General features: G+C 37.4%; 24 protein-coding genes, 3 tRNA genes and 1 riboswitch. Of the genes, 6 read left to right on the top strand and 21 right to left on the bottom strand.

The genetic code is table 11. From position 1 onward, the window contains the following. Positions 1–110 precede the first annotated feature (110 nt). The 6 genes from MKY06_RS11490 to MKY06_RS11465 form a co-directional block, all read right to left on the bottom strand. Positions 111–1,511, bottom strand: a complete 1,401-nt coding sequence (locus MKY06_RS11490) for a Na+/H+ antiporter NhaC family protein (RefSeq protein WP_043982340.1) — start codon at positions 1,509–1,511, stop codon at positions 111–113. A gap of 215 nt (positions 1,512–1,726) precedes the next feature. Then, positions 1,727–1,798 (bottom strand) — tRNA-Gly (locus MKY06_RS11485). Between the two features lie 19 nt (positions 1,799–1,817). Beyond that, positions 1,818–1,899, bottom strand: a tRNA-Leu gene (locus MKY06_RS11480). Between the two features lie 26 nt (positions 1,900–1,925). Next, positions 1,926–1,999: transfer RNA gene (locus MKY06_RS11475), tRNA-Trp, on the bottom strand. Positions 2,000–2,220: 221 nt separating this feature from the next. Further along, the gene (locus MKY06_RS11470; RefSeq protein ID WP_098278070.1) at positions 2,221–3,615 is read right to left on the bottom strand and encodes a phospholipase D-like domain-containing protein; all 1,395 of its coding nucleotides are present in this window, start codon (positions 3,613–3,615) and stop codon (positions 2,221–2,223) included. A 306-nt stretch (positions 3,616–3,921) separates the two neighbouring features. Next, positions 3,922–4,191 (bottom strand): hypothetical protein, encoded by a 270-nt coding sequence (locus MKY06_RS11465; protein WP_013056940.1) that lies wholly within the window; start codon positions 4,189–4,191, stop codon positions 3,922–3,924. Positions 4,192–4,704: 513 nt separating this feature from the next. On the opposite strand from MKY06_RS11465, the gene MKY06_RS11460 reads away from it, so the two are divergent. From MKY06_RS11460 to MKY06_RS11445, 4 genes are all read left to right on the top strand, one after another. Beyond that, positions 4,705–5,211, top strand: a complete 507-nt coding sequence (locus MKY06_RS11460; protein ID WP_340960717.1) for a GerAB/ArcD/ProY family transporter — start codon at positions 4,705–4,707, stop codon at positions 5,209–5,211. A gap of 14 nt (positions 5,212–5,225) precedes the next feature. Next, positions 5,226–5,813, top strand: a complete 588-nt coding sequence (locus MKY06_RS11455; protein WP_340960716.1) for a GerAB/ArcD/ProY family transporter — start codon at positions 5,226–5,228, stop codon at positions 5,811–5,813. Between the two features lie 96 nt (positions 5,814–5,909). Next, positions 5,910–6,143 (top strand): hypothetical protein, encoded by a 234-nt coding sequence (locus MKY06_RS11450; RefSeq protein ID WP_013056938.1) that lies wholly within the window; start codon positions 5,910–5,912, stop codon positions 6,141–6,143. Between the two features lie 26 nt (positions 6,144–6,169). Next, a complete protein-coding gene (locus MKY06_RS11445; RefSeq protein ID WP_013056937.1) occupies positions 6,170–7,291 on the top strand; it encodes a GerAB/ArcD/ProY family transporter in 1,122 nt (373 codons plus the stop codon). 26 nt (positions 7,292–7,317) lie between these two features. Here the strand turns inward: MKY06_RS11445 and MKY06_RS11440 are convergent, their stop codons facing one another. The 9 genes from MKY06_RS11440 to MKY06_RS11395 all read right to left on the bottom strand — a co-directional run bounded on the left by MKY06_RS11440 (position 7,318) and on the right by MKY06_RS11395 (position 16,813). Continuing rightward, positions 7,318–8,652 carry an FAD-dependent oxidoreductase gene (locus MKY06_RS11440; RefSeq protein WP_013056936.1) on the bottom strand — a complete coding sequence of 445 codons (1,335 nt, stop codon included), beginning with the start codon at positions 8,650–8,652 and terminating at the stop codon, positions 7,318–7,320. Positions 8,653–9,077: 425 nt separating this feature from the next. Continuing rightward, the gene (locus tag MKY06_RS11430; RefSeq protein ID WP_063671503.1) at positions 9,078–9,326 is read right to left on the bottom strand and encodes a YrvL family regulatory protein; all 249 of its coding nucleotides are present in this window, start codon (positions 9,324–9,326) and stop codon (positions 9,078–9,080) included. Positions 9,327–9,409: 83 nt separating this feature from the next. Then, on the bottom strand, positions 9,410–11,491 hold the full coding sequence (locus tag MKY06_RS11425; RefSeq protein ID WP_029321603.1) for a DNA topoisomerase III: 2,082 nt from the start codon (positions 11,489–11,491) through the stop codon (positions 9,410–9,412). A gap of 127 nt (positions 11,492–11,618) precedes the next feature. Continuing rightward, positions 11,619–13,274: a DUF2339 domain-containing protein gene (locus MKY06_RS11420; protein ID WP_098322410.1), complete on the bottom strand. Its 1,656-nt coding sequence runs from the start codon at positions 13,272–13,274 to the stop codon at positions 11,619–11,621. Between the two features lie 173 nt (positions 13,275–13,447). After that, positions 13,448–13,684, bottom strand: coding sequence for a hypothetical protein (locus tag MKY06_RS11415; RefSeq protein ID WP_013056931.1), 237 nt, complete (start codon positions 13,682–13,684; stop codon positions 13,448–13,450). 99 nt (positions 13,685–13,783) lie between these two features. Next, a complete protein-coding gene (locus tag MKY06_RS11410; RefSeq protein WP_029321599.1) occupies positions 13,784–14,227 on the bottom strand; it encodes a hypothetical protein in 444 nt (147 codons plus the stop codon). 153 nt (positions 14,228–14,380) lie between these two features. Next, positions 14,381–15,409: a spore photoproduct lyase gene (gene splB, locus MKY06_RS11405; RefSeq protein WP_025752275.1), complete on the bottom strand. Its 1,029-nt coding sequence runs from the start codon at positions 15,407–15,409 to the stop codon at positions 14,381–14,383. Positions 15,410–15,520: 111 nt separating this feature from the next. Continuing rightward, positions 15,521–15,769, bottom strand: coding sequence for a transcriptional regulator SplA domain-containing protein (locus MKY06_RS11400; protein ID WP_016764006.1), 249 nt, complete (start codon positions 15,767–15,769; stop codon positions 15,521–15,523). Between the two features lie 84 nt (positions 15,770–15,853). After that, positions 15,854–16,813, bottom strand: a complete 960-nt coding sequence (locus MKY06_RS11395; RefSeq protein ID WP_013056927.1) for a LacI family DNA-binding transcriptional regulator — start codon at positions 16,811–16,813, stop codon at positions 15,854–15,856. A 124-nt stretch (positions 16,814–16,937) separates the two neighbouring features. Here MKY06_RS11395 and MKY06_RS11390 point away from each other — a divergent pair, with 124 nt between their 5' ends. Further along, positions 16,938–17,066 carry a hypothetical protein gene (locus MKY06_RS11390; RefSeq protein WP_255256027.1) on the top strand — a complete coding sequence of 43 codons (129 nt, stop codon included), beginning with the start codon at positions 16,938–16,940 and terminating at the stop codon, positions 17,064–17,066. A gap of 39 nt (positions 17,067–17,105) precedes the next feature. On the opposite strand, the gene MKY06_RS11385 is transcribed toward MKY06_RS11390, so the two are convergent. The 3 genes from MKY06_RS11385 to MKY06_RS11375 all read right to left on the bottom strand — a co-directional run bounded on the left by MKY06_RS11385 (position 17,106) and on the right by MKY06_RS11375 (position 20,382). Then, positions 17,106–18,416, bottom strand: a complete 1,311-nt coding sequence (locus MKY06_RS11385; RefSeq protein WP_013056925.1) for a Na+/H+ antiporter NhaC family protein — start codon at positions 18,414–18,416, stop codon at positions 17,106–17,108. An 86-nt stretch (positions 18,417–18,502) separates the two neighbouring features. Beyond that, positions 18,503–18,609, bottom strand: a riboswitch (SAM riboswitch). 101 nt (positions 18,610–18,710) lie between these two features. Further along, positions 18,711–19,478 carry an ABC transporter permease gene (locus MKY06_RS11380; RefSeq protein ID WP_289914142.1) on the bottom strand — a complete coding sequence of 256 codons (768 nt, stop codon included), beginning with the start codon at positions 19,476–19,478 and terminating at the stop codon, positions 18,711–18,713. Next, the gene (locus MKY06_RS11375) at positions 19,471–20,382 is read right to left on the bottom strand and encodes an ABC transporter ATP-binding protein (RefSeq protein ID WP_029321592.1); all 912 of its coding nucleotides are present in this window, start codon (positions 20,380–20,382) and stop codon (positions 19,471–19,473) included. The genes MKY06_RS11380 and MKY06_RS11375 overlap by 8 nt, the downstream gene beginning before the upstream one ends. 170 nt (positions 20,383–20,552) lie before the next feature. Here MKY06_RS11375 and MKY06_RS11370 point away from each other — a divergent pair, with 170 nt between their 5' ends. Beyond that, on the top strand, positions 20,553–20,993 hold the full coding sequence (locus tag MKY06_RS11370) for a YtoQ family protein (protein WP_025752263.1): 441 nt from the start codon (positions 20,553–20,555) through the stop codon (positions 20,991–20,993). A gap of 154 nt (positions 20,994–21,147) precedes the next feature. Here MKY06_RS11370 and MKY06_RS11365 read toward each other — a convergent pair whose 3' ends face one another. Genes MKY06_RS11365 through MKY06_RS11355 form a run of 3 tightly spaced genes read right to left on the bottom strand, consistent with a single transcriptional unit; the run spans position 21,148 to position 25,051 of the window. Beyond that, positions 21,148–22,359 (bottom strand): Ger(x)C family spore germination protein, encoded by a 1,212-nt coding sequence (locus MKY06_RS11365; RefSeq protein WP_064471641.1) that lies wholly within the window; start codon positions 22,357–22,359, stop codon positions 21,148–21,150. Beyond that, complete coding sequence (locus MKY06_RS11360) at positions 22,343–23,470, bottom strand: spore germination protein (protein ID WP_098278074.1); 1,128 nt, start codon at positions 23,468–23,470, stop codon at positions 22,343–22,345. Before MKY06_RS11360 ends, MKY06_RS11365 begins: the two co-directional genes overlap by 17 nt. A gap of 3 nt (positions 23,471–23,473) precedes the next feature. Further along, entirely contained in the window at positions 23,474–25,051 is a 1,578-nt protein-coding gene (locus MKY06_RS11355) for a spore germination protein (RefSeq protein ID WP_098278075.1), read from the bottom strand. Positions 25,052–25,078: the final 27 nt, after the last annotated feature.

Genomic DNA, 25,078 nt, shown 5'->3' with positions numbered 1-25,078 from the left:
ATCTTATTTCCGCTTACTTGTATCATACTAGTGTGCCTATCATTAGGACTGTATGCATACGTTAAGCTGAAAAAACTAAAAAATTGATACTAGATGGCTATTTCTCTCATTCAAAACAAGAAAGATACAACGAGATAAAAAGCAACTGTTATTCCTGCTGCAATTAAAGCTGGTTTTAATTTATACTTAGCATATTCAATAACAGATAAATCTAATATTTTGGCGATGGTATTCGTATCGTCGCTTAAAGGTGAAGAAAACGCTCCAAATGAACCGCTCGCAAATACCGCACCGATAATCAACGGTAAAGAAAGGTCTGCAGAACTTGCAAGCGATACGCCAAGCGGCATTAAAATCCCCCACGTCCCCCAAGCAGACCCGATAAAGTAAGAAATAGCAGCTCCAAACACAAACATAAAAGGAGTGACAAACATTTGAGGAATCCACTTAGAATGTGCCGTCACGAAATTCGAAAAACCCAAGTCTTCTGTAACAGCGGATAATCCCCATACTACCGATAACAACAGAATAACGGACATTAAGTCATTGCCTCCTGTGATAAAACCATTAAGCAAATTCTGTAATGTAAAGCGCTGAAATAAGAAAAAAATGAGGGTAATTAACGTAGTCATAATCAAAGCTACTACCATCGCTTCTAGTACGTCTGCTTTAATAAATGCTTCAAAAAAGGTGTGACTTTTATGATGTCCACTCCACCATGTTAAAAGTAAGGTGAGTGAGATCACGACAAGTAAAGGCACTAAGAGATTCCAAGGCTTAGAAGGCAAATCCTTCGATACGCAAGGATGACAATCATGCCAATCTTTTTCGTCTTCTTCCTCAAGCTTCATAGGAGCCGTAGATGTTGAATGATGAAAAAAGCTTAAATAAATCCCTACTAAAATAATTACAATCGAAAAGAAGTTATAAGGAATACTTTGAATGAACAAAGAATAAGCGTCTTGTTTTATGCCTTGATGATCAATCGCCATTTGAATGATTGATACCATATATCCTACAAATGCCGTTGCCACAGGAATTAAGACGATAACAGGAGTAGCAGTTGTTTCAATAACAAAACCTAGCTCTGCTGTCGTCATTTTCACTTTTTTCAGCAGCGCTCTCATGATGGGCGCGATCGTAACAAAACGAAATGTCGGAGCACTGAATGTCCCAATGGTTGAAACATAGGTTAAAATAAGGGCTTTTTTTCTTGTATCAATTCTTTCTGCAGCAGTTTCCACAAACCCCTTAACTCCTCCAGCCATCTTAATCATTCCGATAAGCCCTGAAAACGCGTATAAAAAGACGACGATTTCTATATTACTTTTATTTCTAAGAGCTTGTACAACGTAGTGAAGTAGCTTTTCAACACCTCCAATAATCGAATGATCAATCAAATAAGCGCCTACTAATAAGCCCAAAAACAACCCTGGCAGCACTTGTTTGGTGAAAATAGCTATTGGAATAACAATTAAAAACGGTATAATGGAAAACCAACTAGATTCCATAGGACTCTCCCCTATCTTAAAAACCATATTAGATGTCTTCACGTATCGTTCATTAGCTTTTAATGTAACCCCAATATTATGTGTATATTCACGAAAACAACACGTATAAGCAGTACTGCTTTAATAAAATATTTCTGATTAAAAACAGCATAATAAAACTCTTTATTTCTACAACAAAAAAAGCAGTTTGCACATGCAAACTGCTTTTGAAAAGAAGCGGAAGACGAGGTTCGAACTCGCGACCCCCACCTTGGCAAGGTGGTGTTCTACCACTGAACTACTTCCGCGCATATATGAAAGTAAAGATGCGGGTGAAGGGACTTGAACCCCCACGTCATAAGACACTAGATCCTAAGTCTAGCGCGTCTGCCAATTCCGCCACACCCGCGTGTGAACTAAAAGATAACTTCAAAATGGCAGGGGCAGTAGGAATTGAACCCACACTGACGGTTTTGGAGACCGTAGTTCTACCTTTAAACTATGCCCCTAGAAATGATTTCTTCAAAAGAACCTCGTTTATTAACGACGCTATATCATAATAAAACATATATGGAATTTCGTCAATAGGTCTTTTGATAAATCATAACTAGTACTAGCAGTTTCAAAAAAACTGTGAGGCATATCACAGCTTTTTACACATTCCCTTCACCAGCTGCAGTCTTCTTTAATCTCCGCTATTTGTTTTTAGAGACTCTACTGTAACACAGTACTATACAAAATGTCTCCAAAATCGCGTAAAGACCGAAAGAATATGTAGAAGTGCAGATTTTACAGGAGGCGCGTTTTTTTGAGAATCCGTATTAAAATCCACAGGTTCTCCCTCATTTCCCACAAGCATACTGTGAGAAATTTTAGTTTCAATAGCTCCTGTTAACTCGGCTGCAAATTCTTTACTATCTATCATAACCATGGATTCAGTATTTAAAAATGCAGAGCGGGAATCTAAGTTAAAAGAACCAACTGCACTTAAACGCTGATCATAAACAACAGATTTCCCGTGAATTGAATAGGGCTTTTGATATTCATAAAGCTTTGAACCAGCTTTTATGACGTGATTCTTCACTCCCAAGTATGCAGAAAAAGCCATAGCATTTGGAGTGGATGTAATAGAATTAGTTAAAATAATTCTTTGTACTTTGGGTTTTACCCGCTTATCTATATACCGTTCCATCTCTTTTGTTGGTACGATATAAGGGCTTTGAACAACAATGGATTTTTCAGCTTGTTGGGAAAGCTTAATAAATGTTTTCCATATAAAAGGGCTTTTATTAATTCTCTGAATAGGATTTGTAATAAAAGAAACCTTTCTTGTAGGCATCGTTGATTCTCTCCATACAATATAAGGATGGACAAAAGGTTCGTTTGCTTTTTTTGCCTTTTCGTATTGATCTATCAACAATTTTTTTCCTGAAAGACCACGAAATTGTTTAGTCTTCTTGAGCTTTTGAAAAGCTTTGCGTGTATACGGATGAGTCCATAATTTCTCTACATACTTCTCCATTGAGAGAATGACACTATGACTTTCTTGCTTTGTGTTATAAATCAGCACATCACGGTCATAGACAAAATTTTTATCTGGTTGACTGGCCAAGTATTTATCTCCAATATTTCGTCCTCCAATAATACCTAATTGGCCATCGACTACTATTATTTTATCGTGAAGACGATTATGCCAGGTCCAAGGTTTAAAAATAGTGAAGGGCTCATAGTACTTTAATTCTATATTATTGTGGAAAGCTAGAGCATAAAGAACATTTTTTCTCTTGCCTTTTAATCCATGAGAGATCCCGTCTAATAGCACTCGAATACGTATACCTCGATCCGCAGCTTCGAATAAAGCGCCCATAAGTAAATCCGAAGAACGACCTTTACCGATGGAAAAGTAAGCAATATCAATTGTATGCCTCGCTTCTTGAATCATCTGCATCCGAACAAGCCCTGAAAAATAACCGTTTTCCAAAAGCATAACCCGGTCTGTGGATTCTTCCTTTCCGTAAAAATTCTCAGTATTTATTACTTTTAAGTCTTTTCCCTTGTGCAAAGGGACATAAAACAGTACCACTGCAGTTACGAATACATATATGAAGTACAATACGACAATCATTATTAGTATATTTATTAGCATGTTCCTGTCACAATCCCTTTCCATTCTTATCGTTCTGTTTTTATTAGGATTCTTACTTTTTTAACTTCTATACCTTTTAAAATAAGAATGGAATGATGGATTATTTGTTACACCACTGTTGATTTCCGTGCAAGTCTTCGCCTTTCCCCCAAACAATAGCCAGAAGCAATTATATACACGAAACCTACGTTCACACTACCAATAAAAAAAGCAGAAGTTCATTATCTTCTGCTTTTACAATTTATACCCTATTGTGAACCTGTTCTAAGTAAAACAGCGGCTCTTTTATTGATTAAGGTTGTTCTCCATATCTTTTATATCTTGCTGAAACTCTGTTAAACGCTGACGCTGTGTTTCAGAAGCATTTTCAAGCGCATTCTCAATTTGCTGAGAGGCTTCATTCACTTCACCTATCGCTTGCTTCGCTTCATGGCCGTACGATGCATCATTTTTAGCTTCATTTGCCTGTTCATATGCATCTACTGCTTCTTTATGCCCCTGCTGTGCTGCTTGAAACGATTGTTGTTTATCTTTATTGTATGGGAATTTTTTCATCATAGTGCTCCTTTCCATTTGTTCACTCTTTAGTGTGGCATTTTTCTACATATTCATACAACGCTTCAATAGGTTAAAGCTAAGTGTATATTCCTCATAACAAACCCCTCAATCATATAAGAGCCCTAGAAAATATCTTCTATCTCCTGAAATACTTTCTATATTCTACAGAAATGTATAATGACTTTCTGTAGCGGACATCATACGAATAGCTTATCTGAACGAAAAAATGTATTGGGGTTGACTGCATGCACTTGTTTCTTTCCTTTTTGATCATTTGTGCAGGGATTATATGGATGGAAATAAAAAGATTACCTCAACACTCTCATAAAAAGGAACGGAACATTTTTATTGTGTTCATGACAATCAGTATCATAATCGCTCTTGCAAAAATCTTTCGGCTGCCTCTACCGAACCCTTCTGATTGGGTAGAAGTAATGTTTCAACCTTTAAGTCACTTATTATTCCGTTGGATCACTTAATTAGTGTATATGGCAAAAGGATGTGCTCATTTTGCTTAATGAAATCAATATTTCAGCTGCGCAGTTTCGCAAATTAGTAACTTTGTATAGCATCGGAAGCACAATTATTGTTGTACCTGCCGCTATTACAGCTGATGCTCATCAAGATGCCTGGATTGCCGCACTCTTCGGTGTTGCATTAGGAATTGGCTTAGTTTTGCTTTTTACCTCACTAGGAAAAATGTTTCCAACGCTTACGCTGATGGAAATGAACGAAAAAATTTTTGGCAAACTATTTGGAAAGATTGTTTCTGCTGTTTTTGTGTTATCCAATTTATTTATCAGCAGTCAAGTTCTTTACTATGTAGGGAATTTTCTCACTACACAAATTCTTCCCTACACCCCGCTTACAGCCATCCACATTGCATTTATGGGTGTGGTCATCGTAGGAGTACGCCTAGGAATAGAGGTTATTGCACGAAGTGCCGAGATTTTATTCCCTTGGTTTGTCGGATTATTCGGGCTTCTCATTGTGTCTATGATCCTCAAATTAAAATAGAGCATCTTCAGCCTGTGTTCGAAATCCATCCAAAAGCTTTTATTCGTGCTGTTTTAACGTTTTTAAGCATAAGTTCTTTGACTTATACGATTCTGCTTATGATTTTCCCTTCCCATACACCAGACACGAAAAAGGCAACTCAATCTTTTTATATAGGTAATGTAGCCGGTGGACTAGTGATGGTTACGTTAATCTTACTCGGAATTTTAGTACTTGGTCCTTATTACTCCCAAATCACCATGTTTCCAAGCTATGAATTAGGAAGAAGAATTGATGTAGGAAACTTTCTTCAAGGAATTGAAGTAGTCATTGCTATTTTGTGGTTTATTACTCTCTTTTTTAAGCTTTGCATTTACTTTTACGCTACTCTTTTGGGGTTTGCCAATGTATTTCATATAAAGGATTACAAGCTATTTTCTTTTCCAGTCGCACTCATCATGATTACCCTTTCCCTTATTGTGTATCCAAGCGTTTCTTATCAAAAGGATTGGGATACAAAAACGTGGATTCCCTACAGCTTACTTGTAGGCATCTTATATCCACTTTTCCTTTTAATTGCAGGGTTTATTCAAAACAAAAAGCGGCGTTCTAGCAATGGATAGAAACTCAAAAACCTTTAATAAAGAATGCACCTTCAGTATAAGTAATTATTTTTCAGGAAAATATAACACTAATTATTCATGTATAGGAGCTAGTGTATGCTAGGGGTATTGGGTTTACTTATCGTTTGCACGCTCGTCATTTGGTTTGAAGTACCTAAACTACGGCATAAAAAAGCGAAGAAAGAACTGTGGCTATTCTATACAGTTCTTGCAATCGGAATGGTGGTAAGCATCTGTAAAGCACTTGGTTTAAATGTTCCAAATCCTTCTGATTTATCAGCTGCTATCTTCAAGCCAATCAGCATATTTTTATTTCATTTATTATCTTAATACGTTAAGACGAGGAAGTGAATACAGTGAAACCTGTAGTTAAAATTTCAACGATTCAATTTCGCATGCTCGTTATGCTTTATACAATTGGAAGCACAATTGTTATTGCTCCAGCAGCTATGACTGTAGATTCCAAACAAACCGCTTGGATTCCAGCTATCCTTGGAGTAGTATGCGGATTTGTATTAGTAAAAGTATATATAGCTCTCGGACTGTTATTTAAAGATAAAAATCTGATAGAAATCAATGAAGCAGTGTTTGGAAAATATCTAGGAAAAGGTGTATCTTGTTTATTTGTCACGTCTACTGTCATAACATGCAGCCGCATTGTATACTACGTGGGGAGTTTTTTAAATACACATATTATGATGGAAACGCCGCTGATTGCTATTCACATTATTTTTATGCTTGTGGTTGTGTTCGGAGCAAGACTCGGACTAGAAACCATCGCACGCTGCTGTGAAATATTTTTCCCTTGGTTTATTGGCCTTCTCGGAATTTTCATCTTCTCACTGACTCCTCAAATGAAAGTCCAAAACCTTATGCCTTTATTAGATATTCACTTAAAGCCGCTGACTCATTCGGTTTTCATCTTTCTTAGCATCACTTATTTTACTTTTGCTCCTTTAATGATGGTATTTCCTCTTCATTTAAGAAAACCTGAAAAAGGTGCTAAAGCTTTAATGAGCGGAAGTCTGTTAGGTGGATTTATTATGGTAGCGATCATTCTCTTTTGTATAATGGTTATTGGCTCTTATCATTCTTCAACTACCATGTTTCCTGTATACGAAATGGCTAAGCGAATTGAGCTGGGGAATTTTTTGCAAGGAATTGAAGTAATTATTGCTATTATATGGTTTCTTACTCTTTTCTTTAAAGTTTCTCTTTATTTTCATGCTTCTATCGCTGGGCTTTGCCACATTTTTAACGTTAACGAAACTCGATTTCTAACGTTACCGATGGGGTTAATCGTTACAACTTTTTCTATTATCGTTTATCCAACTATTATCTATCAAAAAACATGGTTAGCCGAAACGTGGATTCCCTATAGTTTTTTCGTAGGGGCTTTTTATCCTTTTATTCTTCTTATTATAGGCTGGATCCGCTTTAGACCTGCTAAAATAAAAAAGATAATAAAATCTACATAAAAAAAGCAGGTAGTCACCTGCTTTTTTTATGCTTGAAGCGCTTGAAGTCCTGCTTGGTTTAAGAAATGCCAAGGCTTATTAAAGTGCGGTTGAAAGAAAAAGTCCATAAAGCCAAGCTCATCGATGGTCATTTCCTGCTGTACACATACAGACAATGTATTGATTGCTTGAGTAGCATCAATTTTAGAAATAACCTGTGCGCCTACAATTCGTCTTGTTTCTTCTTCAAATACTACTTTCAACGTAATATTTTCGTACGTTGGCATGAATTCAGGTCGGTTATTCTCTGATATTGTGATACTTTTCACATTCATATCAAAAAGAGAAGCTGCTGTTTCAGTTATGCCGGTAGATGCAACATTGTAATCATAAATATGCAGACCTGACGTTCCTTGTGTTCCCATATACTTAATCGTTGACTTAACAAGGTTTTGAGCTACTAATGTTCCCATTCTAACTGCATTTGTAGCAAGCGGAATATAGGCATGTTTCTTAATCGGATTATAGTAAATGGCACAGCTATCTCCGGCAGCAAATATATCTTTTTTGCTTGTTTGCATATATTCATCAACCACAATTGCGCCGTTTGGAAGCATGTCTACTTGTCCTTTTACTAAGTCTGTATTTGGACGGAAGCCAACACACAGAATAACAAGATCCGCTTCGTATTCGCCTTCAGTTGTCACTACTTTTTCAACAGATCCCTCACTGCCTACAAATTTAGTAACCGCTTGGTTTAATGCTAATTTAACTCCTCGATTTTCAAACTCAGTTTCCATTAGATTCGTAAATTCTGGATCAAGATATTTATTTAAAATGCGATCAGCACTATCAATAAACGTGACTTCTTTTCCATACACTTCGAATGCTTCTACTAATTCTGCACCAATATAGCCCGCACCAATTACGGCTATTTTCTTCGCTTGCTTCGCTTTTTCAATAATGTGATTAGCATGCTGATAGTTTTTACAAAGCACAACATTATTTAAATCGATGCCTTCAAGGTTTGGAATGATCGGCCATGATCCAGTTGTCATCACTAATTTATCAAATGTATCTTCAAATTCTTCGTTGGTTTCTAAATTTCGTACAGCTATTTTTTTACCATCTGTATCAATATTCGTAACTTCATGTTTCATTTTCATATTTACACCCATCTCTTGCAATTCAGACGGTGAAGAGTAAAATAAGCCATTTGCATCTTTTACGACCCCGCCTACATAGAGCGCAATTCCACAAGACAAAAATGAAACATTATCATTTCGCTCATAAACTGTAATTTTAGCTTCTGGATAAAGTTCTGCCATATTTTTTACTGCTGCCGTTCCTGCATGTGTACACCCTACTACTGCAATTTTCATAGATGATATCCCCCTTAGGATTATAGAAAATATGATATTGTGAATTTATTCACATATATTGTGAAATGTTTCACATATCTTTTACAATTCTTATTATACAAACATGTTTGTCCTTTTTCAAGAGGTATGTGAAAAAAATCACATACTTTTTTAAAAAAATATGTTACAGGGTTCTTTAAATAGCTTTGAAGCTTGATATGATGCGCTTTTCTTGCTGATGCGCTGTTGATGAAAAACTTCATCAGCTTGTTTTTTTACGTAGAAACTTACTATCCAATGCACTCTCCATCCAAAAAAATAAGACGGATAAAAGAATCATCGCTAAAATAGATAAACGAATTCCGCTCACAAGCAAGTCTGCTATGTAAACTGATAGAAAAGTAAAAAATATATCTACAGAAGCTGCAAATGTTACAAATAGTACTCTATTCAGTCTGGCATTCTTCATTAAAAAAATGAGTGTCTTTGAAAAAAGCTATAAAGCCAAATACAAAAATAAAAAATAGAAATAAATATATGGCCCAGTAGGACTCATATTCCACTCCCATTACTTTAAGGAAGCCTATAAAACCAAAAAAATAGCTTCCCATTAGTATCGCTAAAATGATTAGTACCATCGCTCCTACTATAAAGAACGCGATTAAACGATCCATTCCCCTGCTTTTTCTTTTCATTGTTCCACTCCACCTTACTTACTCATCACTTAATCCATATTATACGAAAAAAGTGCGATACCGTGGTATCGCACTTTTCTAGATTATTTATCTTTTTTATCTTGAAGGGCTTGTTTTAAAGCATCACCCAAGCTTGAACCAAATGCTCCGTCATCATTATATTTGTTAAGAAGCTTTCGTTCTTCTCGTTTTGAAATCTTTTTCTTTTTGTCCTCAGCTTTCTCCACTACTTGACATGAACGGCATTGGAAATACGTGCCCGCTTTTCCTGAATGAATTTCCATTCGCTTGTGACACTGCGGACAGCGTCGATTCGATAGTTTAGGGTCTTTTGCGCGTCTATAGCTGCACTCAAGGCTTGAACAAACGAGCACTCTTCCTTGCTTTGTTTTCTTTTCTTTCAAGAAAGAACCGCATTCCGGACATTTAGAGCCCGTTAAATTATGAGGTTTGTACGTTTGATTACTCGTTTTTACTTGCTTAACTAGCTTTTCTGTTTGTTCGCGAATATTTGTTAAGAACTCTTTTGCATTTCCTTTTCCTTTAGCAATTGCTTCTAAGTCACGTTCCCACTTAGCCGTAAGCTCAGGCGACTTTAACTCATCTGCTACTAGGTCAATCAGCTGCTTTCCTTTTTTGGTTGCGTGCAGACGATTGTTTTGGCGATCAATGGACTCATTTTGCAGAAGTTTTTCAATAATATCTGCACGTGTTGCCGGAGTACCTAAATTATGTTTTTCCATTTGTCCAAGAAGATCCGCTTCTGTATAGCGCTGCGGCGGCTCTGTAAATGCACTTTTCATCGTTACATCTTGAATGAGCAGCTTGCTGCCTTCTTCCATATCAGGCAGCTTCACCGTTGCTTCTGAGTCTCCACCAGAAACTTTTTTGAAGCCTGCATTCACGACTTGCTTTCCGCTTGCTACTAACTGTTCCCCATTTACTTCAAGCTCTGCTTTAACCACTTCATACTCATATTCAGGATAAAATAATGAAATAAATCGCTTTGCAATTAAGTCATACAGCTTTCGTTCATCAGCTGATAAGTCCTGTAGAAACACGGGCTGATCTGTTACGATAATAGCATGGTGATCACTTACTTTTTCGTTATTAACCACTCGCTTTGGCAACTGTGCATTTCTTAAAATTGAACGAACCTCTTCTTTATATACAGCAGAGATGCTTTCCAAACGCTCTTTCATAGTGGAAACCATATCTGTTGTTAAATAACGGGAATCTGTACGTGGATATGTGACTAACTTATGCTGTTCATATAACTTTTGAAGTACATTCAATGTCTTCTTAGCAGAGAAGTTAAAGCGTTTGTTAGCATCCCGCTGCAGTTCGTTTAAGTCATAAGGAAGCGGCTGCGCTTCTTTATGCATTTTGCGCTTAATTGTTTTTACAACTGCCTCACCTGATAATTTTGAGTGCAGCTCTTTTGCGCGTTTTTCATCAAAAATGCGCTTTTCATTGCCCTTTTGCCAAGCCGCTTCAAAAGATGAAAACTGAGCTGTAAGCGTCCAATATTCACTAGGTTTGAATGTGTTAATTACTTGTTCACGCTCAATTATCATCGCAAGCGTCGGAGTTTGTACCCTTCCTGCCGACAATGGTTCTTCGTATTTAGTCGTTAACGCTCTCGTCACGTTTAAACCGATAAGCCAATCAGCTTCTGAACGGCAAACAGCTGAATCATACAAGCGATTAAACTCTGTTCCTGGTTTTAACTGTTTAAACCCGTCACGAATTGCTTTATCCGTTTGAGACGAAATCCAAAGGCGTTTAAACGGCTTGTTCCAGCGTACCTTTTCCATAATCCAGCGTGCTACAAGTTCTCCTTCACGCCCTGCATCAGTCGCAATAATTAGCTCTCCAATATCCTTTCTTTTTGCTAGATCGGATACTGTGCGAAACTGAGAACTCACTTTACGAATTACTTTTAATTTCATTTTCTCAGGCATGATTGGCAGATCTTCTAATCGCCACGTTTTATATTGGTTATCATAATCCTCTGGTGTTTGTAATTCAACTAAATGACCGAGTGCCCATGTTACGACATACTTTGGTCCTTCAATATACCCTTTTTTTGTTTGGGTGCTGCCAAGTACGCGCGCAAGATCACGTGCTACACTTGGCTTTTCTGCTAATACAAGTGATTTCATTTTATGTATACCTCCAATTCACTTGTTCCATTATACATGATTGTATACTTTTTGTACGACTTCAAGATTAAGTTTACATAATAATATTATAATAAATAAAGCTGAAGAATTTCTCTTCAGCTTCTAGCTACTTCTTTTTATAAAATAGTCGCGAGATAATTAAACCGATAGCTCCTAAGACGATAAATAACAAGGCCCGTATAGCCATTGGGATAAAAGGTAAATCGTATAAAACAAGTTTAAAAAGTGTTAAGAACAAAATGCCCACACCGATATACGTTGCTGTTTTAAACGTTTTAAGTGATCCTATTACAAATGCTGCAATGGACAGCCCTAACCAAACGGCCGTCATAATAAGCGTTTGCGGATTAGCGGAAAGATCATTGGTGCCAGCGGCCGTAACTTCCGTAGCAAAAATTAAAGAAAGAATAGAAAAAACAATACTTCCTCCAATTTTGAACGTATCGTGCTCATCCTGTTCTGTTTTTTGAATGCTGATCCATATAAATACTAGAATAGAAGCTAACACAACAAGCCAATTTAATGTCGGAAGAGACAGCACTTGTTCGATTGGTGTAACTAAGATATACGTTGCACTCAGTATATAAATTGTATAAGAAAATAGTTGATGAAGTAGATTTTTATACGTCATGGCGATATAGTAAACAGCAAGTCCTTGAATCACATATAAAATGACTCCTTCTCTTAAATCGACGAGCTGATGAATAAAAAACGCTACTGCAACAATTAAATAGGTAATAAAAAATTCAAATTTCTCTTTAGAACTTCTTACTGCGTAAACACCTACTGCGTAAATAATAACTAGCGCAAGCAGCACCATTGTGGTCGTGCCATCGTCAAAAACGGCGAGCAGCCAGCTGTACGTAACTGCTAAACTCGATAGAAGGGTAAACGCATATACTTGGAGTACGGACTGTGATAGAAAAAAACTAGAAATTAAGCATAAATGCTGAATAAGAATCGCCATACCTAATAACTCTTTTACACCATTATCACCAACAAACGAGTAATAAATGAGTAGCGTAAGATTTAATAGTACCGCGGAAAGAACATATAAAATTGAATATTTTTGTTTGATTGCCACATATAAAAAGGCAATATACAGAAGCGTTTCATAGCCAATGAAAACGAGCGCATTAGGCGAATTACTTTCAATAAGAAAAGGAACTAGTACGCCTCCAACCGCGCTAATAATACCTAATGCCTGTGAACGATAAAAGACTGTCGCGATAATCCCTAGGATAATCCAGCTCGCATTTAGTATAAAAGCAAGCGTTGGTCCCGCTAAATGATACAGGCTATGCATCGCAAACGTCGTTAACATGAGAATAGGAATAGCTCCTCCTACAAGTACTCGCCCGAGCACCAACCTGCCCTTTTTAATTTGGAAACGACCTGTCACAGCAAAACCTATTGAAACAACGAAACCGAGAACAACTTTTGCTTTTTCATTCATTAACCCATAGTCAGAGGCTGCTTTAAATCCCCATAATACGCCAATAATAAATACAAAAATAAAAATTCTCGGCAGCCATGTTTGAAAAAGGACTTTTTCCCAATCAACAGGTTCTTCTATTGCCTGTGAGCTTTTAGCTGCTGTTTGAGCAGGACGTTTAGTGGTCTCCTCGCACTGCTTGGGAGGAGCGTGAACTGTTTTTGATCTTGGAGAATTTGTTTTATATACGAGCGACTTTAGCCTAGCTACGTCTTCTTCTAAACTGCTTATTTTTCGTTCAAGTTCTTCTATTCTTTCTTTTTCCATATTTCCTCACCCTTTCTCTTTAAAGTATTTGTGATGTTTATATGTATATCTTACAGCGCTTAACTATTATACTATTAAAAGGAATATCTCTTAGAAACATTCTATTTTTAGCAAAAAAAAATACAGCGCCCTTTTCAAAAGAAAAGTTCGTTGTATAGGATGTGCTGCATTTTTTATGTCACTTTCTCGCTGTATGTACTATGAAATCCCGCTTCGATGTGGGCTACTTGAAAGCTATGGTGACCAATTAAATATTTAACAATATCCACACGGTCAATTTTACCGGGCTTATTGTTCATTGCTTCTCGCACCATAGATTGAAATGTTTCTTTGCAAAACTTCTTTTCATGAAGCAGAATCGTTTCACAATACTCTTCATGGTCTCCCTCTGAAATACGATAATAATGCATTTCTTTCACCCCTTTTTAATGGTATACCTATTACATACCCCAAATATTGCTATTTTAACAAATTAATTTTATTATTCTTTATTTTTCTATATATATGGTTTATAGGGCAACGTTTCGAAACTCGTCGTTATAAATGCTAATTTGAAGCCGCTGAGAAAAACGTTCTTGTTCGATATATGTTTCAGGCATTAATCCAACAGGATATACCTTAGGGTTTTCGCCACTGCCTAATATGTATACATACATCTTTCCTTCGCTTGTATATCGAACCTTCGTCGAAATACCCCCTTGCCCTTGAAGAGGCGCATAAACAGCTCTTACATTATCTCTTATTTCTTGTACAAACCCATGTAGTTCAATATCAGAATCATAATAATGGTTTGCTTCATACAAGCCGTAAATACGAGACTTATCGATATCACATAATATGTTCCAAAATTCAGATAAATTTTCTTGGAACAACACTTGAATAAAATTTCGTGCAGCTTCTTGCTGTTCGTTTGTTAATTCTTTTGTTAGCGCAAACTCTTCATTTTTTAACATCTCAGTCACCTCCCTTTTGTATGTAATACGACAAGAGATAAAAATAACCTCTTTTTTTCAACTTATTAGCAAGCAATTTATTTTTTTACATTAAAAATTGAAAAGTTATTTTGACTAAGGCGTCAGAATAACTTTTCAATTACTGTAGAATAATTACGTAAAGTATTCGATTTTTGCATTCGGAAAATACTGATCAATGTAATATTCCAACGTCTCTCTTAATTCTTGTTCTTCATCTTTTGCGTATACATATTTTCCAATTCCGTAACGCCCCCATTTGTAGCGGCGCTCCTCTTCATTCATCTCAAGCTTTGTTTTCGGATAATTTTTCTCGATTACCCGCTTGGCCGGCTTGGTAAAGCGATGCTGAATCATTTCAAACGTAATATCATCTCTTGACTCCTCAGGTATAGAGGCGTCAAGCTTTTCAAACAACTGACGGTATCCCTCTTGCCAACCTTCATGAATGTAAATAGGCGCCACAATAAAGCCAAGTGGATATCCGGCTTTTGCAACTTTATTAGCAGCTTCAATCCGGTAATCAAGAGGAGATGTACCAGGTTCAAAGTTTTTTATAACATAATCTGCATTTATGCTAAAGCGGAAGCGCGTGCGACCATTATGTTTAGCATCCAATAAATGATCCACGTGATGAAATTTAGTCACAAAGCGCAGTTGACCTAGTTCACTTTCCCCAAAATATTCAATCGCGCGCTTTAATGAATGTGTCAAATGGTCAATTCCTACGATATCAGATGTACAAGCCGCTTCAAATCGCGTTATTTGAGGGGCTCTCTCCTGCATATATTGCTCTGCTTGACCTAATATTTCTTCAACATTCACGTACGTGCGAATATATGGTTTGCTTCCCATTGTTGTCTGCAAATAACAATAGTGACAGTGCCCCATACACCCTGTTGCAAACGGTATTGCATATTCAGCTGACGGTTTAGATGTATCAAATTTCAATGTTTTACGCACGCCAACTACTAAAGTCGACTTGGCATTGCGATATTTTTGCAAATCATTTTTTCCCGGTATATTACGCACTTGATTATGAGAAGTTGTTTGACGAATCTCAATTCCCATCTTCTCAAATTTTTCTTTTAATTGAACACCAAGCGGGTACTCCATTGCCCCTGGCTCAATATATACTAATTGAGGTACAAAAGGTTTTATCATCATGTACACTTCCTTTTTTCTAATATTAATAGCGTTTGAAAAATAAAACGACTCTATCCTTGGTAATTATTTTTCAAACAAAAAAGACTCTCCGTTTAAGAGAGCCTTGCGTCAGTCATATTGTTCATAATCAAATATCTTATTATACATTTTTTCAGCTTCTTCATATGTTGAATACACGGCATCATCTTCAGCTAACAAATGATAAGACTCATGTAAAAACAGCGCCTTTTCACCTTTGTTTTCAGGATGTTCAACAATTTCAGCTTGATTAATATTTGCAACGTTTGCCGTATGAGGATTTCGGTAAATAACAAATACTTGATCTCCCACTTGATATTCTTTTTTCTCCACGATCATCATCCTTTTCTTTTTTCTTTACTCGTATGATGTCCGCTTTTGCTCATTTTATCCGGTAAAAACCCTCATAGCATCATCAAGAATTCATACGCTTTTACGCTCAATAAACCGAAAAGGGAGCTCAATTTTCTGAGGAACCTTGCTTCCCACTAATGTAAAAAGCGTTTCGCCCATTTCCTTAAGAGGAAGTTCTATCGTTGTTATTTGTAAATAAGAAGAAAGCGGATGATTATCAAAACCAATGATAGCTAACTCACCAGGAACTGAAATACCCGCTTGTTCGCACTGAGCTTTTATTCCAATAGCTACTTGATCATTTGTTACTAAAAGCGCCTGAGGCCGATTTTTCATCTGCACTAGTTTTTCCACCACTTTTTCACCATCTGTCACGTTCAAACAGCCTTGAAAAACCCATTCCGGATGATAAGGCTGATTTATTCTTTCTACATATTCTTTGTATGCTTGTTGCCGCTGCAGGCTATTTGTACCCGTCATTCTTCCAATACAGTAGCCAATATCCGTATATCCTTTTTCTTTTAAATACATAAGCGCCTGCTTAAAAGCTGCATAATGATCAACGTATACGGAGCGAATAGAACGATTCTGTACGTTTTCGCACACGGCTATCGGCCCGTGCTGCTGATAATATTCAATCGTGCTCCAGCTGCTTGCTCTAGAACAAATAATCACTCCATCAACTTGCTTTGTTTTCAGCATATGAAGCGCTTCTTCTTCTTTTTTCACATCATAGTTCGTCTGACAAATAACAAGCTGATACTGCTTTTCTAACGCTTTAGATGCCACTCCTTCTAAAAGCAGACTAAAATACGGATGATTAATAAAAGGCAAGACGACGGCAATCATATTTGTTTTCCCTTTTGATAAGTGAACGGCATTAATGTTTTGTTCATAATTAAGTTCGTGAATAACCTGCTCTACCAGCCGGCGTTTCTCTTCTTTTACATACGGATGATGATTTAGCACCCGGGATACAGTCGAAACAGATACACCCGCTTTTTTTGCGATATCTCGGATATTTGTCATGTTTTCACCTTTTTCTCTTGCGCTGAAACGCGTTTCATACTTTATTCTCATTATAAAGTGAAACAGCAAGAAGCTAAACCCGTTACCATCGTGTTTTTATTCATTTACGTAAGGAGGTCATTTCATGGGTATTTTATTATTTATTTTATTATGCGGAATTGAAATTGGAGGAGCGGCTTATGCACTTAAACAAAATGAGACGCTTTGGAAGGAGTTAGATGAAGAAAAGCCGACTGATTTTTTCAAACAGTAAAAAACCCTTAAAAAGAACATTCTTTTTAAGGGTTTCATATTACGCAGCTTCTTTAGATGACTTAGACTTTTTATTTAAACGAGGAAATCCAATTACAATCGCAATGATTCCGCAAACCGCTGTTAACATTGGATAGAATGTAAATGGAATAATCTCAATCGGTGAAACTTTAGCAAACCCTGCTGCGAGAAGCATTTGTGCGCCGTAAGGGATAAGCCCTTGAACGCTGCATGAAAACAAGTCCAGCAGACTGGCTGATTTACGATTATCAATTGAATACTTATCAGAGATTTCTTTTGCTAACGGACCTGCTGTAATAATTGAAATCGTGTTATTAGCCGTCGCTAAATTAGTTAAACTTACCAGTCCGGCGATGCTGAATTCTCCGCCTTTTTTTGTTTGAATGCGTCGTGTTAATAAATTCAATAAGAACTGAATACCGCCATTATAGCGAATAAGCTCAACCATTCCGCCAATTAACAGAGATAAAATAATTAACTCTGACATTCCGCCAATACCTTCTGTCACAGTTTTAGCAAGAGAAGAAAGCGTGTAGCTTCCGTCAGCTAATCCAATCACGCCGGCTAGCACAATTCCTCCGGTTAAAATGCTTAATACGTTTGCACCAAATACTGCAGCAATGAGTACGCCGATATAAGGCAAGATTTTAAACCAGCTGAAATCTTTAATTTCTACTGATGACGTGTTTCCTAGCGTCATTACAAGCAATAGAATCACTGTAACAATCGCTGCAGGAAGTACGATAAAAAAGTTTACTTTCAATTTATCTGTCATATTTGTTTTTTGCGTACGAACTGCCGCAATGGTTGTATCAGAGACAACAGATAAATTATCACCAAACATTGCACCGCCAATCACACCGGCTATTGCCAATGTAACAGAAACATGCGCTTGCTCACTGATTCCTACAGCGATAGGTCCCAGCGCAGCAATTGTTCCCATTGATGTTCCCATCGAAATTGAAATGAATGCGCCAATAACAAAGATTCCTGCTACGACTAAGCTTTGCGGAAGCACAGAAAGCGCTAAGTTTACCGTTGAATCCACAGCTCCCATGCCTTTAGCGACTTCAGAAAAAGCACCTGCTAAAATAAAAATAAGCACCATAATAATGATATCAGGATGTCCTGCTCCTTTAGCAAAACGCTCCACTTTTACATTAAGTGAATCTTTGCGGTTCATAGCCAGCGCCACAATGGCTGCAATGATAATGGCTACTAATACAGGCAGCTTATAAAAGTCTCCCGTTATAATTCCTGATCCGACAAACAGGACTAAAAAGACGCCCAGCGGTAACAGCGCCCAGCCGTTTCCTTTTTGTTGTTCCATTCTTAACACCTCTTGTTTACGTAATAAAAAAAGACCTCTTCTTATTGATAAGAAGAGGTCTCTTATTTTGTATCATAAGATTACCCTTCTCATCTTCCAAACGAAACATCGTCTGCTGGATTTGGCACCGCACTGCGTACAGCCAGTTGCCGAGACATCATAGGGCCAGTCCCTCCGTCTCTCTTGATAAGAAGTTTATAGTTGTTTTAAAAATAGTCTTTCACTACTGTAATCTCTTTTTATTTAATTGTCAAATGCTATTTCAGAAAAATATATAGTGCGAAAATTCTCACATCAATTAGCTACGTCTCGTTTTAAAAACGCTGCCCAAGCTACGCCCATAAAGAAGACAAAATGCGCGACTAAGACGAAGATTGAAAATGGAATCGTCATGCCGTCAAACATCGTCTTCATTCCGTCCATATACTGCACAAAGTTTGTGTTGGCGAACAGTAAAAATTTCCCCCACCATAAACCAAACTCTGATACTAGTCCTGTTACAGCTTTTGCCCCGATACTTACGACAATAGCTAGACTTGAAGCAAGCGCGCTGTTTCTAAATAAAGACGACAGCATGAATGCGAACGTCATCATCATAAACGTTTCCATATACGCACTATCATACGTAAGCGTAATGTTTTTAAGCAGCTGCGCATCTCCTTCTAGACTGGTAAAGCCAAAGAACAATGCTCCCCATACAAACGAAAAAAGCAAATAGCTCAGTAAATAATACAAGCTAATTAAAATGAGGGTTAGGTACTTGGATGCTAAAATCGTTGAACGTCTAGCAGGACGAATTAAAAGAAACTTAATGGTACCTGCTTCAAACTCTTTTGCAACCATTGACCCTCCAACAGCAAGAGCAAAAAATTGAACAAGAATGAGCATACCTGAACTAAATGACAGGAAGTTCAAAATGTTGTCTTCTGTTCCTGCACTGTTTGCTACTTTCTTCATTAAAAGAGCCATACAAAGAGTTAAAATACCGATTGTAATAAACGTGACTTTTGTACTTCTTTTATGAAACCATTTCATATGTTCATTTTGAATTAACTTAAGCATGGTGCTCTCCTTCCGTAACGGACATAAACGAATCTTCAAGCGTCTCATACACAGGAGTGATTCGGTAGACTAAAATATTGCTGTCCACTAATTTTTTATTCACAGCTGGAATTTGTTCTTTTACAATCGCCACGTCGATACTATGTGATCTCATCGTTACTTCAAATTCTTGTGATAAAAGATCCGCTGCTTTTTGCGCATCAGACACTTCAAATTCTACGTACATTCCTTGATCTTGACGATTTGGAGATAGATCTTGAATGGCTTTTAACTCACCGTCTTGAATAATGCCAACGCGGTCACATAGTGCTTCTACTTCTTTTAATAAGTGGCTCGCGATTAAGATTGAAATTCCTTCTTCCCTGCAAAGCGTTTGTAAATATGTACGAAATTCTCTCATTCCCGCTGGGTCTAGACCATTTGTTGGTTCGTCTAATAAAAGCAATGCAGGCTTATGTAAAATAGCTTGAGCCACTCCTAAACGCTGTCTCATCCCAAGAGAATACGTCTTCACTTTTGCATGAATGCTGTTTTCAAGCTTTACTAAAGCAATCACTTCATCCAAGCGTTCTGATGTGATCCCTTCATGCATATTCGCAAAGTGTTTTAAATTTTGATAGCCCGTCAGATAATCATAAAACTCAGGGTTTTCAATAATCGCTCCAATTGATTTCATAGCTGATGTAAACTGTTCTTTTAAAGGAAAGCCGTTAACGGTAATCGTGCCCTCTGTTTCTTTAATGAGTCCTACGACGGTACGAATTAGCGTTGTCTTTCCAGAACCATTTGGACCAAGCAATCCGAAAATCTCACCGCGCTCAACCGATAAGGATACATCATGCAAAATGGTTTTCTTCCCAATTACTTTACTGACATGATCTACTTGTAGCACTGTTTCTGTCATCATGTACATCCTTTCTTTAATTAGCAATACGCCTTCTATTGTTTCTCTTTTTTAGCTATTTGTCTACTATAACCTTATTTTTGGAAAAGTAGCCCATTCAAATCATTCGTATTATCCGCTTACATTTGATAAAATAAAACAAACTTTAGTTAGAGGAGGACTTCTACATAATGAACTTAACCGTATACCTTGCCGGGCAAATTCACGATAATTGGCGGGACGAAATTAAAAACCAAGCAGAACAATTAAACCTTCCCCTTACCTTTGTCGGTCCCATGACAGACCATGACCGCTCCGACAACATTGGAGAAGAAATTTTAGGAAAACAGCCTAACGCTGTCTTAAAAGATGAAGCTGCTTCTCAAATTAATAATTTACGTACGCAGGTGCTCCTTAAAAAATCTGATGTGGTTATTGCTTTATTTGGCGAAAAATACAAGCAGTGGAACAGCGCAATGGATGCGGCAACAGCCATTGCATTAGATAAACCGTTAATTTTGGTTCGCCCTGAAAAACTGCATCACCCGCTTAAAGAACTGTCAAACAAAGCGCAGGTTGTAGTCGAAACGCCAGAACAGGCTCTTCAAGCATTAGCTTATATTTTTGAATAGCAAATAAGAGCTGTCGGTTCTGGACAGCTCTTATTTTTCATTTATCCCTCAAGCTCATTACTAGGGGAAATATTTTTTTAGCAAGCTCTAAGGCTATTTCCTTTTAGCTTCTTTCATTTTCAACATCAAAACAAGCAAAATTGTACTTAGCTACTCATTTTCTTGATCCTGACGTTCCATAATCTTTAATCATTAATTTTACATCATAGTTAATTGGAACTTCACTAAATGTTTGATCCCAATTGTCTTTAACCCTCATCCATACTCTGGGCCTCTTAATTCTCAATTGGTTTCCGAACCCGGCTACATCGACTTTATATTCTTTTTGCATTTTTTCTACCGTGTTTCTTACGAGGTGCTTCACTTTTTTTTCTGAGTTTTTTTGCACCTTATGTAAAAATTGATTTTCTAAAGGATTTCCTGAGACCACCCAATTTTCAGATAGCCTTCCCTCGGATTCAATATGCACATTGAAGGAGATGCTATTTCCTTTAACATGAGGTTCAATATGACTTTTCATGGATTCTATTTCGTATACAATCAGCTGACCGGTCTTTTTATCAAAGCTTTTCACTAGCCCGCCTTTCCCTTTTCCTGTGATCCAAGTCAGACCATCTAGTTCTTCTTCATTCAAAAAACCGATCATTTTGTTTGTTTTCCCTTTAATTATGGCAGCACCAGCAAATTTGATTTCCCCATTTGCCGATAATACATTTTGCAATAGAAAACTAGTCCCTGATTCAATATTGCTCTCTAATTTAATGAGCGAAGTGGGAGGTAAAATTCTTGTTGTTCGATAGGCATTTTCCACCATTCCAGCCAAACGAAATGCCGGGATCTCTCCTGCTGTCTTCGATTCTAGCCCGTCGCTAGCTCTCCCTTTACTAATAAGTACAAGACAGCTTGGTCTAATCTCATTATCACGAAGAAACTCATTCACTAATTTTCCTAAGCTATACGTTCTTGCAAGAGCCTCGCCAATAATAATTACTTTTAGATGTTGGCTGGCAATCGAAGTCTCTCTTCTCAATGATAATTCACGGGTCATTTGATGAATAGAATCTCCCGTTTCAGCCATATTCACGTAAGCCTTCTGCTGAGATCCTCCTTGGACAGTTGTTGAACTTGCCACTTGCGGGGTGATCAGTTGGTAGGTTGACGTAATCAAGTTCCTTTTGGGATACTCTTCTTGTTCATCAAATTCTTTTTCAGTCATGGACTTGTTAGCTTTATCAAGAGCCATACCTACTCCTAAACTTCGTTCTTCAATTTCATGACTGCTCCAACAGCCCGCCAGAGGAACGAGCAAAAAAACAGAAAGCAAAACCGATAAGAAGAACCGTACGTGATTAGAGGCTTGTCTCATACTTTTTCCCCTTTATTTTTGAAATGATAAGAAGCAGTACCGGTAAAAAGCCAAATAAAATCAGGGCAGCATTGCCAACCATATCTCCTAATTTAAATACATCATTGATATTTCTAGGAACCATGGAAATGAGATAAATAACCGGAAGCACACCATACATAAATGGATGGATATTTTTTTTGAAAAGCTGAGACAGTCCTAATGAAGCAGCGTAATGGTTAACAGTAAAAGAAGTAAACATTTGCATAATCCATACCACCAGCAACAAGGAATCAAAGCGTTCAAAGATTAACCCAGTTAATTCATAACTTCTTATCAAATCAAGCGTAGGCCACGTTCTCGTAACCACTCCACCCACTGAGAACGCTCCGATAACCATCACGACGGTAATAACATAAAGAAGCAAAGGAATCGCAGTACCAACTAGTACAGCTTTTACTGCTTTGTTTGGTTCTTTCATAAATGCCAATATTAAAAGCATGAATTCAGGCCCAGTAAACGCAAGAGCTGTTGTCCTTATCCCTTTTAACACCGGCGTAATACCTGAACCTAGTACCGGGCGCAGATTATCCACTTCAAATATTTTGATACTCATAAAGGCAACAAGTAAAAAAAGAATAACCGTAATAGGTAATATAATCTCAAATAGACGAGCAATTGGATTTATCCCTCCTCTGATTAGGTAGAGACTTGCCCACATAAAGGGCATAATAATAGCCCATTTAGGGGTTCCTTCCAGCAATAGATATCCTGTTACTTCTGCCAATGAACGAGCATGAAACCCACCAAGTACTAAAAAATAACCTATTATGAAGAAACTAAATAACTTGCCTATCCATTTCCCTACAATTTCTTGGCTGTATTGATAAAAGGTTTTTTCAGGGAAACGTTGACTTAATTTCACCATGATTACCCCTGCTATCATGGTGATTATCCCCCCTAAAATAACAGTTAGCCAAACATCTGGTGTTTTCACTTTTTCCGCAGCTGCCCGGGGCAAGGTAAGAATCCCTGTTCCAAGGATAAAGTTGGTAATAATAATAGTTGTTTGAGGCGTCGTAATACGATCTTTTGAATTTATCATTTCTAACGGCCCATTTCCTTTCATCATAAGCTACCCTTTTCGCAGAGGATCTTTGGTGTGCATCATCTTTGGACGTCGTTTCATCATCATCAGAGGCATACGGACTACCAAGTCTTTCCATTCACTTAAACGATAAGGAACAGCTGGACTCATATAAGGCACGCCGAAACTTTTTAGTTTCACTAAATGGCTCATCATAAAAAGAAAAAATAAGATGACGCCATATAATCCAAGTATGGCAGCACAAAGCATGGCTACAAAACGAAGAATACGCAATGTGATTCCTACACTATATTGCGGAATAGAAAACGATGAAATAGCAGTTAACGCCACTACAATCACCAAAATAGGGCTAACGATTCCTGCCTGCACCGCAGCTTCTCCAATGATTAACCCACCGACAATGCCCATTGCTGGACCAATTGGTTTCGGCAACCGGAGTCCGGCTTCTCTCAAAATTTCGATCGATAGTTCCATAAATAAGGCTTCGATAAGGGCGGGAAACGGAACACCAGATCTTGATCCTATAATAGAAATAGCTAACTTAGTCGGAATTAATCCTGGATGAAATGAAATAAACGCAATATACAAAGCCGGTGTAAAAAGGGAAAGAACCACTGCAATATAACGAAGAAAACGAATGAATGTACCGGGAATCCACCTTTCATAATAATCTTCCGGCGACTGTAACATCATGCTAAACGTAACGGGAGCAATCAAAGCAAAAGGCGTCCCGTCTAATAAAATGGCTACTCTCCCTTCCATCAAAGCAGCAATTACACGATCGGGACGCTCCGTATTCTGTACCTGAGGAAAGGGACTAAGGTAATTATCTTCAATGAGTTGTTCAACATATCCAGACTCCGGTACATTATCAAGGTCAATTTTTTTAATTCGTTTTTCTACTTCTTCAACTAGTTCTGGATCAACAATTTCCTTTATGTAAGCAACAATTAAATCTTTTTTGGAACGCTTTCCTACTTGAAATTTCACCAGCGACAAATTTTCAATATCTCCGCTTCCTCTTAATAAAGAAGTATTATCACTTAAAGATTCAGTGAAGCCTACTCTTGGCCCTCTCACTAATGCTTCTGATACGGGCTCTTCAATCGTCCTTGTTTTTAATTTGCTTGTACCAAGAATTAAGGCAAGTGATAACCCGTCAATTAAAAGAGCCGTAGATCCTGTTAAGACTTTTGATATTACTTCTTTAATAGAATGGACCTCTTCTACATCACTAATTGATAATACTTGGCTTTTAATACACTGTTTTGAAAGGCTTCCCTTTACGTAAAGCTGATCCTGTTGATATTCTTTTGAAAAATCAGCCATCAATGATGACAAAATATGTTTTTCAATAAGATCTTTATCTGAGAGCCCCTCTACAAAAATAATAGCTGCCTGAATGCCCGTGCGTCCTATAATAAACTCACGAAAATGAACGTCGGAATTATGACCAATTTCATTTTTAATTACTTCTAGAGTTAAAGCTAAATGATCCGTAACATGATTAGGTGAATCTTGATGTATAGATTCCTGTTTGTTTTCCTTCTCGTTCGCATGGTTACCTATTTTTTTCACTGCCGATTTCCATTTTTTCACTTCCATCACTCTTCCTCTGAATTACGAATCCCG

It is taken from the genome of Priestia sp. FSL P4-0332, assembly GCF_038005845.1.
Lineage (GTDB): Bacteria > Bacillota > Bacilli > Bacillales > Bacillaceae_H > Priestia.
The sequence above is the reverse complement of the archived record's forward strand: the minus strand, read 5'-3'. Positions and strand labels throughout refer to the sequence as shown.